The sequence below is a fragment of the Butyricimonas paravirosa genome, from assembly GCF_032878955.1.
Classification (GTDB): Bacteria; Bacteroidota; Bacteroidia; order Bacteroidales; family Marinifilaceae; genus Butyricimonas; species Butyricimonas paravirosa.
Window position 1 is genome coordinate 2606235 of the sequence record NZ_CP043839.1, and the last position, 17782, is coordinate 2624016.

Genomic DNA, 17782 nt, shown 5'->3' on the forward strand with positions numbered 1-17782 from the left:
CTATCCCTACTCCCCACCACAATAACAATTCTGACACAATACCAACATAACAAGTACACCCGATTATGTATATGCTATGTTCATGGCGTGTTCATGGTATGTTCGTAAGTATAGGCAAGGATAGAGAAGAGACGAGCAAAGGAATGCTCACCCTTAATTCATCCCACAAGAAAAAAAAGAGAGAACAGATTCCCCAATTTTTCTTTCAAAATTCTCCGGGCCACTTGTTTTTGCTTTTTCACGGTCTCCACGGCAATTCCCAATTCATCAGCGATCTCCTTGGCAGAATAACCTTGTATTGCTCGAGAAAACACATTTCTACTTCCAGGTGGTAAATCTTCTAAGGTTTGCATGACAATTCGGAAAGTTTCGTTTTTGATATATTCATTCACCTCGGTCTCCTCCAGTTCCTCGGTAAAAAACTTCGTGGCATCTTGACGAACTTTCTCCGCACGTAAATAATTAAAACTTCTAAAACGAACCATCTGGTACAGATAAGCGGACAAATTATCAATCCCTCCCAACTTTTCCCGAGTTTCCCATATCTTCACGAATACATCTTGCACTATATCTTCAGCCGTTTCTTGATCTTCAAGATATTTCATTGCAAAAGAGACTAATACAGAATAATAGTCTATAAAAAGTGCTTGAAAAGCATTTTCATCACCTTTCATTAGACCATTTACATTTATAGAAGCCTCTTCTATCATAAAATGAACGTTAAATGATTCTCGTTTTATAAATTTTTATCAAACTTATTGCTATTTGTAAATCAACGCTTTATGTTTTATATATAAAGATCTAAAATCAATATTTCCTTGAGTTTTTGTCTGTCATAAAACGTCATTTATTGCGCAAATATAAAGAATTTATTTTACAATCATAAATTACAAATTCTCAAATCGCAACACCCTTATAATCATCCAAAAACAAACAAATTAACTGACAAATAATTTTATTTTTTTCATTCATTTTCTCCCAACCCAATATATACTCTTTGCAATTTTATTTCCCCCGTTATGCTATTTTGTCAGCTAAAACTGCTAAATTTGCAGATGAGTATTGAGGATTGGATTCTTTTTCACATTCCATGCCAAATATCAAGGACAAAGAATTCATAAATTGCAAATCACATGGAGGACATCAGAACGATTAAACAACGTTTCGAAATTATCGGGAACGACATCAAGCTAAACCGGGCAATAGAAAAAGCCGTACAAGTGGCACCCACGGATTTTACCGTGCTTATCACAGGTGAGAGTGGTGTAGGAAAAGAAATTTTTCCTCGAATCATCCATAGTTTCAGTGCCCGTAAACATGCACAGTACATCGCCGTTAACTGCGGGGGAATTCCAGAAGGGACCATTGACTCCGAATTATTCGGTCATGAAAAAGGATCATTCACGGGAGCGCTTGCTGACCGGAAAGGTTACTTCGAGGTTAGTGACGGGGGAACGATTTTCCTAGATGAAGTAGGGGAATTACCGCTATCCACGCAGGCGAAATTGTTACGCGTACTTGAGGCCGGAGAGTTTATCCGGGTTGGCTCGTCGAAAGTACAAAAAACGAACGTGCGGGTAATTGCCGCCACGAACGTGGATCTGCCAGCGGCCGTCAAAAATGGGAAGTTTAGGGAAGACCTTTATTACCGGATCAACACGATTCCCATCTCGATTCCGGCATTACGAGAGCGGAAAGAAGACATATCTCTCCTGTTTCGAAAATTCGCAGCAGACTTCGCCGAGAAATACCGTATGCCTCCTATCCGGCTTACCGAGGACGCCGTGCAAATACTCGAAAACTACCGGTGGCCGGGAAACGTGCGTGAATTGAAAAATATCACGGAACAAATCTCCATTCTCGAACAGGAAAGAACGGTGGATGCCCTAAGACTAAAAGAGTATCTTCCGGTACAAAACAATACGCTCCCGGCATTAACATCTAACCCGGAAAGCGATCATAGTTTCGCCACGGAACGAGAAATCCTGTACAAAATACTTTTTGACATGAAAAAAGACATGAACGATTTGAAACACCTCGTGTACGACATCATGCAAAAAGAACATACGATAAAGCCCGAACCGGAACCTTCAACCTCTATCGTTCTCCGGAACTTGTATGAAACCCCGCAATCGGAATTCCTAGGACAAGCCCCGCAAAAGACAATCACCGTAGAGAAGAATAATCATATCGAGGATACGGAAGCTGTCGTGGAAGAATCCCTCTCACTGGAAGAGAAAGAAAAAGAAATGATCGTGAAAGCCTTGGAAAAAAACCACGGCAAACGAAAACTGGCCGCACAGGACCTCGGAATATCAGAGAGGACACTATACCGGAAATTAAAAGAGTATGATATTGAAATTTGAAAACACGAAGAGACGAATTTCTGCAAATTAAAATTATCTTTGTCTGACACAAATAGAACTGCGCGCATATCAAGATAAAATACACATGATCAAGAAAATTATACCTATATTACTACTGGCTTTTGCCTTTAACGGGTGTAAACTACAAAGTATTAGTTACTCGTTTTCAGGCGTGTCGTTACAAAATGGAGAAAAAACATTTTCGGTAGATTATTTCTCAAATAAAACCGCTTTTGCCCCGAACCTAGGAGCGGATTTCACAGAAGCACTGAAAAGTTATTTACGCTCGCGAACAAACCTGACCGAATTGACAGATAATGACGGGGATATCCGTTTTGAGGGACAGATTACCGGATTCGCACAAACTCCGGTTGACATCACGGCCGATGAAATCGCTGCCAAGAACCGATTGACAATCACGATCCGGGTGAAATACACGAACACAAAAGATGAATCAGGGAAATCGGATTTCGACACATCATTCTCGCATTATGAAGATTACGGGATTGACGAGAATTACGAGTCCATCGAACCTGACTTGATAAAGAAAATCACGGAAAAGATTATCGAAGATATTTATAACAAGGCCTTAACAAACTGGTAAACGTTGAAACCGGAAGAATTAATTGATATTATACGTTCGGGACGAAAAGAGGGAGAAGACATCCGGAACATGGAGTTTCTCATAGAACAATTCCCTTATTTCGCCACGGCACGAACCGTGTACTTGAAAATGTTACACGATTCGGGCCACTCGGCCTACCCCGAGAAATTAAAGCATAATACGATTTACATTCCCAATCACAAACAATTTTATCGTTTCCTGAACAATTTATTATCGGATTGGAACGAGATCGGGAATCCGGTGTTCAAACCGGAACCTGTTGCGATCGAATTGCTGGAAGACGGGGAAGAGGAGAAGAAAGTCGTTCCCGCAACCACGTTCTACCAACTTGAAAACGAGTTCCCGGAGGAGGAATTCCTACCAATAGATGCCATCGCAAATGAATGGTTGTCACGTAAAAAACAAAAAGAGGAACGAAAAGACTCCCTTATTGATAAATTTATCCAAGAAGAACCCTCCATGCCCAAGATCACGGAGGAAAACCCGGACATACCAGTCGTTACGGAACCTGTCACGGGAGAGAAACCCGAATTTTTTTCCGAAACCCTGGCAAAAATATACGTCCGCCAGCAACTATATGACAAGGCCATTGCAACTTATCTAAAATTAAGTTTGAAATATCCGGAAAAAAGTGTTTACTTTGCAGTTCAGATTGAAAAAATAAAAGAGAAAATTAATAATAATAAGAACTAATTATGTACATAGCTATTTCTATTTTGATCTTTATTGTTTGCGCTCTACTTATATTGATCGTATTGGTGCAAAACTCAAAAGGCGGTGGTTTATCTTCTTCCTTTGCTTCTTCAAACCAAATCATGGGTGTAAGAAAGACAACCGATTTCTTGGAAAAAGCGACATGGACATTAGCTGGGGCGATGCTTGTTTTATGTATTGTATCCGCAATGGTACTCCCCAGAGGTGAACAAGCCGGGAAAAAATCTGCTATTCAAGAGCAAATTAATACTGCCGCTCCGGGAACACAGGCAATCCCCGATTTCGGAACGATGAACAATAACAACACGACCACGACAACGGGTGAAGAGAATAACACGACTTCACAAGAACAAGAATAACGATTCCTAGAATCGACACAAGAAAATGTCAGTATGTCAGTCATACTGACATTTTTTTGTTTGGCACGAATTATGCTCTTCTCCAAACGTAATTTTCAATTAAAAAGAAAGAATTAATTAATAATAAACTTTTAAATATTAAGAATTATGGCACTTAAGACAGTTCTTAACAAAATCATTGTAGAGCCGGTAGAGGCAGAAACTAAAACCGCATCAGGTATCATCATCCCTGATTCCGCAAAAGAAAAACCACAAAAAGGAATCGTAGTAGCAACCGGAAAAGGCAAACACGACGAGCCGATGGAAATCAAAGTGGGAGATGCCGTTCTATTCGGTAAATATTCAGGAACAGAAGTCAATATCGACGACAAAAAGTATCTGGTAATGAATCAATCAGACATTCTGGTGGTTCTTTAATCATTGAAAATTGAAAATGAATTTCAAGTTATCCAATTTTCAATCTAAAATTTAAAATCTAAAATTAGAAACGGTTATGGCAAAAGAGATAAAATTTAATGTTGAAGCCCGCGATTTATTGAAAAAGGGTGTTGACGAATTGGCTAATGCAGTGAAAGTAACGCTTGGCCCCAAAGGACGTAACGTGGTAATCGAGAAAAAATTCGGTGCCCCGCACATTACTAAAGATGGTGTTTCCGTGGCAAAAGAGATCGAACTCTCTGACCCGTATGCAAACATCGGGGCACAAATGGTAAAAGAAGTGGCATCCAAGACCGGTGATGACGCAGGAGACGGAACCACAACCGCAACCATTTTAGCTCAATCCATTATTAGCGTGGGATTGAAAAACGTAACTGCCGGTGCAAACCCGATGGATCTGAAAAGAGGTATCGACAAAGCTGTTGCTGAAGTTGTAAAAAGCTTGGAAGCTCAAAAAGAAGCAGTTGGGGAAAATTACGATAAAATTCGTCAAGTTGCCCGTATCTCTGCCAACGGTGATGACAACATCGGTTCATTAATTGCCGAAGCCATGGAAAAAGTTACCAAGGAAGGTGTTATCACGGTAGAAGAGGCTAAAGGTACCGAAACAGAAGTGAAAGTGGTTGAAGGTATGCAATTTGACCGCGGTTATATTTCTCCCTATTTCGTAACTGACACGGAGAAAATGAACGCAGAATTCGAGAAACCTTACATCCTGCTTTATGACAAGAAAGTTTCCACGATGAAAGAACTTCTTCCGTTGCTGGAACCGGTTGCTCAAGCCGGACGTGCTTTGGTAATCATTGCGGAAGATGTTGAAAGCGAAGCTTTAGCTACCTTGGTTGTAAACCGTTTGAGAGGTTCTTTGAAGATTGCCGCTGTAAAAGCTCCCGGATTCGGAGACCGTAGAAAAGAAATGTTGGAAGACATTGCCATATTGACAGGTGGTGTTGTTATCTCTGAAGAAAAAGGTTTGAAACTGGAGACTGCCACGATCGATATGTTAGGATGTGCAGACAAGGTAACTATCGACAAAGAGAACACCACGATCGTTAACGGCTGCGGTTCAAAAGAAGCTATTGCAGAACGCGTAAATCAAATCAAGAAATTGATCGAGCACTCTACTTCTGATTACGACAAAGAAAAATTACAGGAAAGACTGGCTAAATTAGCCGGAGGAGTTGCCGTACTTTACGTGGGTGCCGCTTCTGAAATTGAAATGAAAGAGAAGAAAGACCGCATCGACGATGCTTTAAGCGCAACCCGTGCAGCCATCGAAGAAGGAATCGTTCCCGGAGGTGGTGTAGCCTACATCCGTGCTATCGAAAGCCTTGAAAAATTGAAAGGCGAAAATGAGGACGAAACCACCGGTATCGAAATCATTAAACGTGCTATCGAAGAACCGCTTCGTCAGATTGCCGCTAACGCCGGAGTAGAAGGAGCTGTGGTTGTAAACAAAGTAAAAGAAGGTAAGAAAGATTTCGGTTATAACGCTCGTACAGGTGTTTACGAAAACTTGATGAAGACCGGAGTTATAGATCCGAAGAAAGTAACAAGAGTTGCCTTGGAGAACGCCGCTTCTATCGCCGGAATGTTCTTGACCACCGAATGCGTGTTAGTAGAGGAAAAACAAGAAAATCCTGCTCCTGCCATGCCGCCGATGGGAGGAGGAATGCCGGGAATGATGTAATCATCGAGGAATTTAGATAAAAAAAAGCCCCTTTTCGGGGCTTTTTTTTATTTACTTTATATACCTTTACGACCGCAAATTCAATTTATTACAATAACACGATTTTATGAATTACACGATTCTCGATTTCTTGCAGTTGATCGGATCATTGGGTGTGTTCCTCTTCGGTATGAAGATGATGAGTGAAGCCCTGCAAAAGGTGGCGGGTAATAAAATGAGGACCATCCTCGCCGCAATGACATCCAATCGCGTGAAAGGTGTGATTACAGGTTTGTTAATCACCACCATCATCCAAAGTTCTTCAGCCACCACAGTGATGGTTGTCAGTTTTGTTAATGCCGGCTTACTTGACCTTATCGGTTCTATCGGGGTCATCATGGGAGCCAACGTGGGAACCACGTTCACGGCATGGCTCATCTCCATCCTGGGATTCAAGATCAGCATGGTAAGTCTTTCCCTCCCCTTGATCGGATTAAGTCTCCCCTTGCTTTTCTCGGCAAAACGGATGCGCAAGAGCTGGGGGGAATTGATTATCGGATTCGGACTTTTATTTATCGGTCTGAATTTCCTGCAGGAAAACATGCCGAACATTCAAGAAAATCCTGAAATTCTGAATTTTCTACATAATTACACGGATTTAGGCTACGGTTCCTACATCCTATTCATGCTTATCGGGACAGCGCTGACCATACTGATACAATCATCATCTGCCACGATGGCCCTGACGCTGGTCATGTGTGCTAACGGCTGGATCGGGTTCGACATCGCAGCTTCCATGGTCTTGGGAGAAAACATCGGAACCACGATCACGGCGAACCTCGCCGCCATGGTTGCCAACACTACTGCCAAAAGAGCCGCTTTCGCTCATTTCCTATTCAACCTCTTCGGGGTTGCATGGGTTTTAGCCATATTCCCGTTCTTTTTAGGCTGGGTGGCACAATTGAGTATTTACTTGGGAATTGGAGATCCGTTTACAAGCGTAGGTTCGGTTCCGGTAGCGCTATCGCTGTTCCACACTTGCTTTAACGTGGCCAATGTGCTTATTTTGATCTGGTTTACCAAGATCATTGCAAACCTCGTTACCCATATTATCAAATCTAAAGAATCGGCAGACGATGCCTTCACGTTGAAACATATTAAAATCGGGTTATTATCTACCCCGGACGCATCCTTGTTCCAAGCAAAACAAGAGATTTCTCACTATGCGAAGAATACGTTAGATATGTATCGCCAAGTAGTGGAATGTCTGCATACTCCCACGAAAGAATTCGAAAAGAAATTCAATAAAATCGACAAACTGGAAGACGAGAGTGACGTGGTGGAAGTAGAAATTGCAGACTACCTGACGAAAGTATCGGAATCCAAATTATCCACGGAAAACTCGCAACGGGTCAGAGCTATGTTCAAGATCGTATCGGAAATCGAAAGTATCGCAGACTCGTCATTGAACGTTGCCAAAGCTGTTGGACGTCGGAATGAACAAAACGTGGAATTCCCCGAATTTATCGACGAGAAGTTACAACACATGATGGCTATCGTGGACGAGGCTCTCGTAGTTATGTGTGCAAACCTCACGATTGAATACAAGGAAGTGAAGGCAAAGAAAGCTTACGAAGTAGAGCAAACAATCAATGATTACCGGACGATCCTGCAACAGGAACACTTGACTGCAATCGAGGAAAAGAAATATGATTATGCCACGGGTATTATATACAGTGACATTTTCTTCGAATGCGAGAAGATCGGGGATTATGCGATTAACGTGACCGAGGCAATCAAGGAAATCGGGACAGACAATTAATGAATTGAAAATTGAAAATGAAACATTCAGCTTTCAACTTTTAGTCTTTAGCTTTTAGTTTTTAACTTATACATATAACATGGCACAAGAAGATATTTTTAAAAAGCTGGTAGCACACTGTAAAGAATACGGGTACGTGTTCCAGTCATCAGAGATATATGACGGGCTGGCAGCAGTGTACGATTACGGACAATACGGGGTTGAACTGAAAAATAATATCAAAAAATACTGGTGGGACTCTATGGTGCTGCTACACGAGAATGTGGTAGGATTGGATTCCGCCATTTTCATGCACCCAACTATCTGGAAAGCCTCCGGACACGTGGATGCTTTCAACGACCCGTTGATTGATAATAAAGATTCAAAAAAGAGATACCGGGCAGACGTACTGATCGAGGATCATATTGCCAAATATGACGACAAAATCGAAAAAGATGTTGCCAAGGCAAAAAAGAGATTCGGGGAAAAGTTTGATGAAGCATTATATCGCCAGACAAACCCGCAAGTACTGGAAAATATTCGGAAAAAGGAAGAACTTACTGCCAGAATGGCAAAGGCTTTGAATGATAACGACTTGGTTGAACTTCGCCAGATTATCGTTGACAACAAGATTGTTTGCCCGATTTCCGGAACCAGCAACTGGACGGAAGTACGCCAATTTAACTTGATGTTCTCCACGGAAATGGGGTCCACGGCCGAAGGTGCCAGTAAGATATACCTGCGTCCCGAAACGGCACAAGGTATTTTCGTGAACTTCCTAAACGTCCAAAAGTCCGGACGTATGAAAATTCCTTTCGGGATCGCCCAGATCGGTAAAGCTTTCCGTAACGAGATCGTGGCACGTCAATTCATCTTCCGTATGCGTGAATTCGAGCAAATGGAAATGCAATTTTTCGTACGCCCCGGTAGTGAACTCGACTGGTTCAAGAAATGGAAAGAGACTCGTATGAGCTGGCATCAAGCGCTGGGATTCGGACCGGAGAAATACCGATTCCACGATCATGAGAAACTGGCGCATTACGCAAATGCAGCCACAGACATAGAATTCCGTTTCCCATTCGGCTTTAAAGAGGTGGAAGGAATCCATTCCCGCACGGACTTTGACCTGAAACGTCACCAAGAGTTCTCCGGGAAGAAAATACAATACTTCGATCCCGAGTTAAACGAATCATACGTACCTTACGTGATCGAAACATCAATCGGTGTGGATCGGATGTTCCTACAAATTCTTTCTGCTGCCTACACGGAAGAAGAAATCGAAAAAGAAGACGGATCGAAAGATTCACGGGTTGTATTAAAATTACCCCCAGCCTTGGCTCCGATCAAGTTAGCCGTGATGCCACTTGTGAAGAAAGACGGGCTACCCGAGAAAGCAGAGGAGATCATGAAATTGTTGAGACTAGACTTCAGATGCCAGTACGATGAGAAAGACTCTATCGGTAAACGCTATCGCCGCCAAGATGCCATCGGTACCCCATTCTGTATTACTATTGACCACCAAACTCTGGAAGATAACGCAGTCACCATCCGTTACAGGGACACCATGGAACAAGAACGCGTGGCCATAGACCAATTACATGATATCCTGAGAAAAAAGACAGATCTTCGGGAAATTCTAAAAGAAGTCAAAATATAATGCTGGAGCGATTTCCGATTCTGCGATTTATGATCCTTTTAAATCACAGAATCGGGAATCACTTCATCTAAAAATCATAAAATCCACTATCTCCTTAACTTTTACTTTTCCTTCCCCGTATATAGTGTTACTAAATTAACCAATTAATTTGTAACGCTATGAAAAAATTGACATTGCTATTGTTGATAGCCATTTCTTGTGGATTCTACACGGGGGTACGAGCACAAGTCAACGTGACTTCCGTCTCGGAAAAAAATGACGCGGACAACTTCTACAAAATGATGAAAGAGGCTTTCCCGCTATCATTCAATGACCCAGCATCTCCAAGATTCGTGTTTTTCAACAAAAATAAAAACTTCGTTTTCGGTGTGGGGGGATTCGTGCAAGTACAGGGGATTTACGATTTTAACGGAGTTCCCAATGACAATTATTTTACCACAAACACCATTGCTCTTAAAGGAGAACAATCCGGGGGTAGATATGGTATTTCTGTCGGGCAGTCCCGCCTATTCTTCAAATTAGTCGGGGACACGGATGTCGGTAGACTGGTCACCTACATGGAAATGGAATTCGAGGGTAACCAGAGCACCCCAATTCTAAGACAAGCCTTTATCAAATTTAAAGGCTTCACGATCGGTAAGACATGGAGTACATTCTGTGATATTGCCGCAGGCCCGGCCACGGTGGACGAGGAAGGTCCTTCCAGCGAGGTGGCATTACGCCAGCCGCAGATTCGTTACACGTATGATTTTACTGACAAGCTGGAAGCATCCTTGGCATTGGAGTACGTGGAGCCATCCTACACGGAAGGAGAATTTACCAAGTACATCAACCAACGAATTCCGGACATCCCGGTCAACGTGAAGTACAGTTTCAAAAACGGGAGTCACCTGCAAGCGGGAGCCGTGTTGAGAAATATGTATTATAAAGATGAAATTGAGGATAAAGACCGGATCGTTACCGGTTGGGGAGCCTCGTTGAGCGGTATCTGGCAATTTGCCCAAAATACATCCCTCTGTTTCCAAGGAGTATACGGGAAAGGAATCTCCAATTACATACAGGACATTTCCGGTACGGGGCTTGACCTCGTTCCCAATGCCACGGCAGAAGGGAAATTGAAAGCTTTTGGCGCATGGGGTGGCTACATCGGATTCTCTCACAACTGGAGCAAGGTACTGACATCAAACATCATGTACAGCTACGCCCGGGTCCTTGATCGCTACGGGATGCCCACGACATCATACAAATACGCACAATACGCCGCCGCCAACCTGTTCTGGGATTTCAGTGAATACGGTTCTTGCGCCATAGAGTACGTGTTCGGTCGCCGGAATGACTTCAACAAAGATTACGGTAACGCCAGCCGTATCAACACGATGATACAATACCGGTTCTAAAATCAGCACCAAGAAGTACGAATATATTTTAATCGGAAAAGGGATTATCCATTATTTTGGAATAATCCCTTTTTTATATTGTCAGATTTGTCGTCCTCAATCCCATTTACTCGTGTTTCTTCACTTCAACTTTACGAGCCTTTTCCGTGTAAATATCCTTTTGATCCACCGACATATCCTTACCCTCTCCAAACGTGCTCATCCGGTCGGCTGAAACCCCTTTACCAACCAGGTAAGATTTCAACGCCTCTGCACGTTTCAAGGATAACGGTAGATTGATTCGATCCGTTCCCGTGTGGTCCGTGTAACCACGAATATCAACCTTCACCCCCGGGAATTCCTTCAATGCTTCCACGATACGGGAAAGTTCACCGGCGAAACGAACCGTGTCGATAACCGCCAAGTTACGTTGAAAGTGAATTGTCGGTAATACCGGGAAAGTCTTTGCAGAGGTCTCCACCTTCACAACGTTCTCTACCGGCTTTTTCTCCTCCTTCACAACGGGTTTCCGCTCTTCCTTCACCACCGGGCGTGTCTCCTCTTTTACCGGGAGCGTTACCGGGGGCACGGAACGAGCGGGGGCATACATCAAGTTCTCCTTCTTCTTGTTGTTACCCATCTTCCAAACCACCCCGACCGACAAGTTCGCCAACCAGTTGTATTTACTGGAACAACAAGTGGCAACACCGTCAAAATTGTTGTTAACGATCCAGGTAACACCGGATTTCAATTGTAAATCGATATGCTTGCTCGCGCGATAGCGTAAGGCGATATCTCCTCCCAATCCCAAATTCATGTCATTATCCAGCGTGGAAGAGGCGTCAAAACGCTTGTCGTCCTCTTTCTTGTATAACTTGGGCGAGAACTTTTGCAGGTAAACCGCCGGGCTTAATAACACGGTCCAACGGCGTAGTTCTTTCTTCCCGAAAAAATTGTTCACGTTAAAATCACCGTGTAACCCGATAGTGAAATACTTCACCTTGGAATAAACGTCATTATAATAAGCGAAACCCTCTTCCGGCAGCGTCCCGTAGTAAGACTCCCCCGTCGGGTAAATCTTGAACTCTTTCTCCCATTTCTTGGCACTCCCTTTCCCCTGTCCCATATCGGCTGTCAAGGACAAACCAAAAGTCGGGGTTAACTGGTAACCCAGTTGTAAACCACCTTGTCCTCCCAGGTAAGTTTTATCAGCGGAGAAAGAAACCATGTCCCCACGGAAAATGGATATGCCCCCGTTCAATCCCAAGCTCCAGCGGGAAAAGTCATTGTACACTTGTTTCGTTTGGTTCTGCGCTACCAGAAAAGAAGTAACCATCAGAAAACAAAAAGAGAACACTATTTTTCTCATACCTATACATTTTAAATAATTGATTAGAAAGGGGTGCCTGGAATCAGACACCCCCATTCTCCTGGTTGCAATCAATAATGAATATTGAAATCCATTATTATTTTACCTCTTTTTCTTTAATCGTAACTGAGATATTTCCAGTTGAAGTTCCATAATTATGGGTAATTGTAACCTTGAAGTTCACGGTGACACCATTGAACTCAGCTCCAGTAACATTTGTCCAAGTCACTTCACCCGTCTCCTCATCAAGAACAAGATTCGTGTTATTTTCCCCAATAACTTCAAACTTAACATTAGACTTCTCTAAACCGTAAACATCATATGCCAAACTAGTAAAATCGCCTGTCGATGCATAGGGTTTTTCCTTACTTCCATCGCCACTAAGTCCAAATAATTCATTCGTTACAGTTTGCACATCTTTAAATGACAACAATTTATTTAAATCAAATGTTGATTTAGCCGTAGAGTTTCTATCATTAGCAAGTGTATGTTTTACCTCATTCTGTTCAACTTTTGCACTTAAAGGATTAACAAATTTCAATTTGTAAGTTTCTTTTGCTAATACGACAGAACCATTCTTAACCGTTACTATAAACTCAAGTTCTTTACCGATCAAGTTCTCCTTAGCAAGATTCTTCTTCCAAGTAATCTTGTCACCATCAATCTCGATATATTCATCTGTTATATCCTCACGAACTAATGCGTACTCTTTGGTCACGGTCATTCCCTCCGGAGCCGTAATGATGAACGCATCATTCATTTTAACACTTAAGTCAAATGGAGTCGTAGCATTTGTAAATACACCAGGAATTGTCAAAACGTTATTAACCCAATACCCATCAGCCAAATTCGGTGTAATTGTAAATGCGTCAACGGTTAACTTACCAGTAATTATAAACAGCCCTTCTTCTCCAGTTCTATCATCCTCAAACTTAATTGTAACATTATAATTTCCAGGTTTAACATCCGATGTTGCCGTAATATTGAAAGAAGTTTTACCCGTAATTACAACTTCTGCACCTGTAACAACAGTTCCTTTGGCATCAGTAACAGTTCCTTTCAGATTAGTTGCATGAGTTTTCCATAATTCAAGCTGCTTAGCAGTCATTACCTTACCTAAAATAGCATCAAACTCTAAAGCATTATCTAGAGTATTACCATTCTCTTGCATAATCGTAATCTTTTGATCAGCAAAAGTAACATCCTTGCTGTACATCTGAGTATGGAACTCTGCCTCAAACTTTGCAGGCACCATTTTTGTTCCATTCCAATCCATCGCATAATATACGAATTTCAAAGATTTACCATCGATCTCCATAGGGACATTCTCAACAGTCTCATTAACAAGAATTTTCCCTTCATACAAAGCTTGTTGATCGATATTACCATTTGCTAAACAGGATTTTGTAAACTCATCTGTCTCGTCGATCATAATATATCCTTGCCCTTTATAAAGTAAAGATGAAGCGTCTTCAAAAGCCAAAGAACCATTTTCTTTAAAAGCAAATGTTGCAAATTCATTAATATCTTCTTCTATTCCAAGATACATTTTAATTTTCTTATCAACAGATATACCCGTTAATTCGTCAGAATTCTTAACTTTAACAATAAAGCTATACATTGAATAAACCGACTTCCCATTTTCAACTTTAGGAGTAGCTTTTAAGGCTAATTTGTAATCGCCCACCTTCGTATCTGAACTACACAAAGCTGAAACCGTGAAAATATCCTTGTTGATAACTTTCTCTGGCTCTGCTGCCCGTGAAGCAAAAGCATCATCCCCCTTAATCTCCCAGGTAGGCAAAACACCAATAGTACACGGGAACTCTTTCCCATCAGCAGTAACTAATGCAAATTGGAATTTATCTGTCTTTACACTTGTCGGATTAATGATTACAGGGAATTCTGCATCACCTAAACTCAATACAGCACCTTTGGAAAGAGATTCTTTAATATCTCCATATCCCCAAACGACATCCGCAGCAAGGGCTTTACTTCTTATGAAAGAAATATTCGTATTACCATCGGGAGAAAGGATCCCCGAGATCGTATTTTCGAATGCCTCAATTTTAGCATTTAACTGAGCAAATGTTCCATCTTCTTTCAACATTTCTTCCATCTGTTCTTTCAAAGTAGTAACATCTTCAGTTAACACCGGCAAATCTATACCTTCAAGCGATTCATTAATTCCATCAATTAAATCTTGAATTTCGGTCAATTCACTCGTGATCCATCCTTTAATAATTGTTTCTGTCGGAATGCCTTCCAAATCCGCGGAAGTCAAGTAATTGTGATCAGACAAATACTTTGCTAATGCATCTTCATTCAAGAACCCCTCAATATCACCTTTTTGAAGATAATTATCCAAAGCTCCAGCTTTCAAGTAGTTTTCCGCCTCTGATTCCAATTTCTCTACACGGCTCTGTAAATTTTTCAAATTGTTAATGTCGGTTTGAAGACCCTCGATCACACCTTTATCAGCCTTATCTGCAATCGCCGTATTTAATTTATTTTCTAAAGCCGTAATCTGTTCTGAAATGGCCTTTGATAACTCTTGAGTTGCAGCTGATTTATTAGCATCAATCTGTTCCTGCAAATCTTTTATATCGTCATCGTAATCCTTACAACCGACGAATGTTGGACTTGCAAGACCACAAAGTAAAGCACTTAAAAGTGCCATTTTTGCAAAATTCCGTTTTTTGTTCATACTTAAAAAGAATTATATTGGTAATTAAAAAATATCAAGTCACCTTAAAACGTAACTTTTCTCATTAAAATATCTGCTTTATATAAATGTATATTTTTATAAATATCTATTTAATATTACACCTCCATTTTTAACAATTTCAACGATCAATAAACGTTCGTTTAATAATATTTACAACTTATTGATATATAGAATATTATGTTCGCTTAGATCGCTCTGTCTCAGTCGAGGCTACTTGGCCATACACTCTCATTATCAACCCTATATTATTTGTCGATAAATATATATACAGGGATTAGAGTTTATTTAGCCCCATAATTCAGTTATTTGTATTATTTTTGCCCTTAACTATTCAAACGACTAGAAATGAAGGTTCACTACGGAGTTGAAAATATAGAGATCAAATGCCCCGTCGTCACGATTGGAAGTTTTGACGGTGTACATTTAGGTCATGCTTGCGTGATACAACATCTAAAAGAGAAAGCGTCCAGTATTGATGGGGAATCCGTCATTATCAGCTTTGAACCCCACCCGAGAGAAGTGCTTTATCCTCGGGAACAAAAAATAGGAATCTTAACAACACTGGAAGAGAAGATTACCATTCTGGAAAAATATGGCGTTGATCATTTGATTATCTTGAAATTCACACTTGAATTCGCCCAGCAATCCTATAATGATTTCGTGAAAAAGATTCTTATTGACAAACTAAAAATTAAAGGGCTTGTCGTGGGTTATGACCATCGATTCGGGAAAGACCGAGCCGGAAATTTTGAAAACTTACAGGAACTAGCGAACGAATACGGTTTTTTCCTTGAAAAAGAAGTCGTTTTTGAAGAAGATGATGTGAATGTCAGTTCCACGAAAATCCGGAATGCTTTAGCTGTGGGAGATATTACTACAGTAAATCGTTTCCTCGGCTATCCTTATTCTATCACGGGAGAAGTAGTTTATGGGCACCATTTAGGCCACAAAATCGGTTTCCCGACAGCAAATATTCAAGTTTCCGACGAACGAAAATTATTACCAGCTATAGGCGTGTATGCCGTAAAAGTAATCATCGAACAAGAAATCTTCAACGGGATGCTCAATATCGGAATCCGCCCCACGGTCAGCAACGATGGGCAAGTTTCCTGCGAAGTGTATATCTTCGATTTCAATCGAGACTTATATGGAAAAACCATCACGATAAATTTCATCGACCGCGTTCGGGGAGAACGTAAATTCAACGATATTGAAGAATTACGAGCTCAGTTACAAAAAGACCAGGAAAAAATTCTCAAGCTATTGAAATCGTAAAATAAAAGCCACCTTGAATACAAAGTGGCTTTTCCTGTGATCATATAGAGAGGCTTAGTGTTTTTTCACTTCAACCTTACGGGCTTTTTCCGTGTAAATATCTTTTTGATCCACGGATATATCTTTACCCTCTCCGAACGTACTCATCCGATCAGCGGGGATTCCCTTGCTCATGAGGTAAGTCTTCAAGGCCTCTGCCCGTTTCAAGGATAACGGCAAGTTGACACGATCTGTCCCTGTGTGATCCGTGTAACCACGAATATCAACCTTCACCCCCGGGAACTCTTTCAATGCCTCCACGATGCGAGAGAGTTCATTGGCGTAACGAACCGTGTCGATGATCGCTGAGTTACGTTTGAAATGGACCGTTGGTAACACCGGGAATGTTTTCTCCGCAGTCTCCACCTTCACAACGTTCTCTACCGTTTTCTCCTCTTGTTTGACAACTGGCTTTTGCTCTTCCTTCACCACCGGGCAAGTCGTCTCTTTCACGGGAAGTATTACCGGGGCCACGGAACGAGCGGTGGCGTACATCAGGTTCTCTTTCTTCTTGTTGTTACCAATTTTCCAGACTACTCCAACCGAGAGGTTTGCCAGCCAATTGTACTTGCTCGTGCAACAAGTTGCTACACCGTCAAAGTTATTATTCGCGATCCAAGCCACCCCGGATTTCAATTGCAAATCAATGTGCTTGCTCGCGCGATAGCGCAAGGCGATATCTCCTCCCAATCCTAAGTTCACGTCATTATCCAGCGTGGAAGAAGTGTCAAAACGCTTGTCATCTCCCTTCCTGTATAACTTGGGCGAGAACTTTTGCAAGTAAATCGCCGGACTTAACAACACGGTCCAACGGCGTAGTTCTTTCTTCCCGAAAAAATTGTTTACATTAAAATCACCGTGGAGGCCTAACGTGAAATACTTGATCTTGGTGTAAATATCGTTATAATAAGCGAAACCAGTCGCTGGGTCCGTGCCATAATAAGATTCCCCGTTCGGGTAAATCTTAAACGCTTTCTCCCATTTCTTGGCACTTCCCTTTCCTTGACCCATGTCGGCCGTCAAGGACAAACCGAAAGTCGGGGTAAACTGGTACCCCAGTTGCAAACCTCCTTGCACCCCGATATAAGTTTTATCCGCCGAAAAAGAGATCATGTCTCCCCGGAAAGCTGAAATTCCCCCGTTAACCCCCAAACTCCAACGGGAAAAATCATTGTATACTTGTTTCTTTTGTGCCTGCACTGATAAAGAGAAAAGCAACATTAGAAGACAAAAAGGCAATAATAATTTTTTCATACCTAATTTATATAGTATTCAGATTTTGATGACTTGAAGAAGGGGTGTCTTGTACAGACACCCCCTTTCTCCTGGTTGCAATCAATAATGAAAACAAAGTTCCATTATTTTC

General features: G+C 41.6%; 14 protein-coding genes. 10 read left to right on the forward strand and 4 right to left on the reverse strand.

The features are described 5' to 3' along the window. Nucleotides 1-158 precede the first annotated feature (158 nt). Entirely contained in the window at nt 159-710 is a 552-nt protein-coding gene (locus F1644_RS10870; protein WP_034502697.1) for an RNA polymerase sigma-70 factor, read from the reverse strand. 423 nt (nt 711-1133) lie between these two features. Between F1644_RS10870 and F1644_RS10875 the strand changes: the two genes are divergently transcribed. The 9 genes from F1644_RS10875 to F1644_RS10915 all read left to right on the forward strand — a co-directional run bounded on the left by F1644_RS10875 (nt 1134) and on the right by F1644_RS10915 (nt 11026). Next, on the forward strand, nt 1134-2366 hold the full coding sequence (locus F1644_RS10875) for a sigma-54 interaction domain-containing protein (protein ID WP_027201970.1): 1233 nt from the start codon (nt 1134-1136) through the stop codon (nt 2364-2366). An 85-nt stretch (nt 2367-2451) separates the two neighbouring features. Then, on the forward strand, nt 2452-2970 hold the full coding sequence (locus F1644_RS10880; protein ID WP_027201971.1) for an LptE family protein: 519 nt from the start codon (nt 2452-2454) through the stop codon (nt 2968-2970). A gap of 3 nt (nt 2971-2973) precedes the next feature. After that, nucleotides 2974-3684: a hypothetical protein gene (locus tag F1644_RS10885; RefSeq protein ID WP_051465935.1), complete on the forward strand. Its 711-nt coding sequence runs from the start codon at nt 2974-2976 to the stop codon at nt 3682-3684. Nucleotides 3685-3686: 2 nt separating this feature from the next. Beyond that, entirely contained in the window at nt 3687-4064 is a 378-nt protein-coding gene (gene secG, locus F1644_RS10890; protein WP_027201972.1) for a preprotein translocase subunit SecG, read from the forward strand. Between the two features lie 147 nt (nt 4065-4211). Continuing rightward, nucleotides 4212-4481: a co-chaperone GroES gene (locus tag F1644_RS10895; RefSeq protein WP_027201973.1), complete on the forward strand. Its 270-nt coding sequence runs from the start codon at nt 4212-4214 to the stop codon at nt 4479-4481. Nucleotides 4482-4557: 76 nt separating this feature from the next. Beyond that, on the forward strand, nt 4558-6192 hold the full coding sequence (gene groL / locus F1644_RS10900) for a chaperonin GroEL (RefSeq protein ID WP_027201974.1): 1635 nt from the start codon (nt 4558-4560) through the stop codon (nt 6190-6192). A 106-nt stretch (nt 6193-6298) separates the two neighbouring features. Next, nucleotides 6299-7993, forward strand: a complete 1695-nt coding sequence (locus F1644_RS10905; RefSeq protein WP_027201975.1) for a Na/Pi cotransporter family protein — start codon at nt 6299-6301, stop codon at nt 7991-7993. A gap of 79 nt (nt 7994-8072) precedes the next feature. Further along, the gene (locus F1644_RS10910; protein ID WP_027201976.1) at nt 8073-9629 is read left to right on the forward strand and encodes a glycine--tRNA ligase; all 1557 of its coding nucleotides are present in this window, start codon (nt 8073-8075) and stop codon (nt 9627-9629) included. A 158-nt stretch (nt 9630-9787) separates the two neighbouring features. Continuing rightward, complete coding sequence (locus F1644_RS10915; protein WP_168044071.1) at nt 9788-11026, forward strand: DcaP family trimeric outer membrane transporter; 1239 nt, start codon at nt 9788-9790, stop codon at nt 11024-11026. Between the two features lie 106 nt (nt 11027-11132). Here F1644_RS10915 and F1644_RS10920 read toward each other — a convergent pair whose 3' ends face one another. Continuing rightward, nucleotides 11133-12374, reverse strand: a complete 1242-nt coding sequence (locus F1644_RS10920; protein ID WP_168044069.1) for an OmpA family protein — start codon at nt 12372-12374, stop codon at nt 11133-11135. A gap of 97 nt (nt 12375-12471) precedes the next feature. Then, nucleotides 12472-15081: a carboxypeptidase-like regulatory domain-containing protein gene (locus F1644_RS10925; RefSeq protein WP_087421335.1), complete on the reverse strand. Its 2610-nt coding sequence runs from the start codon at nt 15079-15081 to the stop codon at nt 12472-12474. A 366-nt stretch (nt 15082-15447) separates the two neighbouring features. Here F1644_RS10925 and F1644_RS10930 point away from each other — a divergent pair, with 366 nt between their 5' ends. After that, nucleotides 15448-16377 carry a bifunctional riboflavin kinase/FAD synthetase gene (locus F1644_RS10930; protein WP_087421334.1) on the forward strand — a complete coding sequence of 310 codons (930 nt, stop codon included), beginning with the start codon at nt 15448-15450 and terminating at the stop codon, nt 16375-16377. A 54-nt stretch (nt 16378-16431) separates the two neighbouring features. Here F1644_RS10930 and F1644_RS10935 read toward each other — a convergent pair whose 3' ends face one another. Then, nucleotides 16432-17670 carry an OmpA family protein gene (locus F1644_RS10935; RefSeq protein ID WP_087421333.1) on the reverse strand — a complete coding sequence of 413 codons (1239 nt, stop codon included), beginning with the start codon at nt 17668-17670 and terminating at the stop codon, nt 16432-16434. Between the last annotated feature and the right edge of the window lie 112 nt (nt 17671-17782).

Excerpts from the sequence above, each read along its gene's own strand:
- groL (WP_027201974.1), top strand. The coding sequence starts at position 4,558 with ATGGCAAAAGAGATAAAATTTAATGTTGAAGCCCGCGATTTATTGAAA.
- secG (WP_027201972.1), top strand. The coding sequence starts at position 3,687 with ATGTACATAGCTATTTCTATTTTGATCTTTATTGTTTGCGCTCTACTT.
- F1644_RS10925 (WP_087421335.1), bottom strand. The coding sequence starts at position 15,081 with ATGAACAAAAAACGGAATTTTGCAAAAATGGCACTTTTAAGTGCTTTA.
- F1644_RS10905 (WP_027201975.1), top strand. The coding sequence starts at position 6,299 with ATGAATTACACGATTCTCGATTTCTTGCAGTTGATCGGATCATTGGGT.
- F1644_RS10915 (WP_168044071.1), top strand. The coding sequence starts at position 9,788 with ATGAAAAAATTGACATTGCTATTGTTGATAGCCATTTCTTGTGGATTC.
- F1644_RS10910 (WP_027201976.1), top strand. The coding sequence starts at position 8,073 with ATGGCACAAGAAGATATTTTTAAAAAGCTGGTAGCACACTGTAAAGAA.
- F1644_RS10930 (WP_087421334.1), top strand. The coding sequence starts at position 15,448 with ATGAAGGTTCACTACGGAGTTGAAAATATAGAGATCAAATGCCCCGTC.
- F1644_RS10920 (WP_168044069.1), bottom strand. The coding sequence starts at position 12,374 with ATGAGAAAAATAGTGTTCTCTTTTTGTTTTCTGATGGTTACTTCTTTT.
- F1644_RS10870 (WP_034502697.1), bottom strand. The coding sequence starts at position 710 with ATGATAGAAGAGGCTTCTATAAATGTAAATGGTCTAATGAAAGGTGAT.
- F1644_RS10880 (WP_027201971.1), top strand. The coding sequence starts at position 2,452 with ATGATCAAGAAAATTATACCTATATTACTACTGGCTTTTGCCTTTAAC.
- F1644_RS10895 (WP_027201973.1), top strand. The coding sequence starts at position 4,212 with ATGGCACTTAAGACAGTTCTTAACAAAATCATTGTAGAGCCGGTAGAG.
- F1644_RS10935 (WP_087421333.1), bottom strand. The coding sequence starts at position 17,670 with ATGAAAAAATTATTATTGCCTTTTTGTCTTCTAATGTTGCTTTTCTCT.
- F1644_RS10875 (WP_027201970.1), top strand. The coding sequence starts at position 1,134 with ATGGAGGACATCAGAACGATTAAACAACGTTTCGAAATTATCGGGAAC.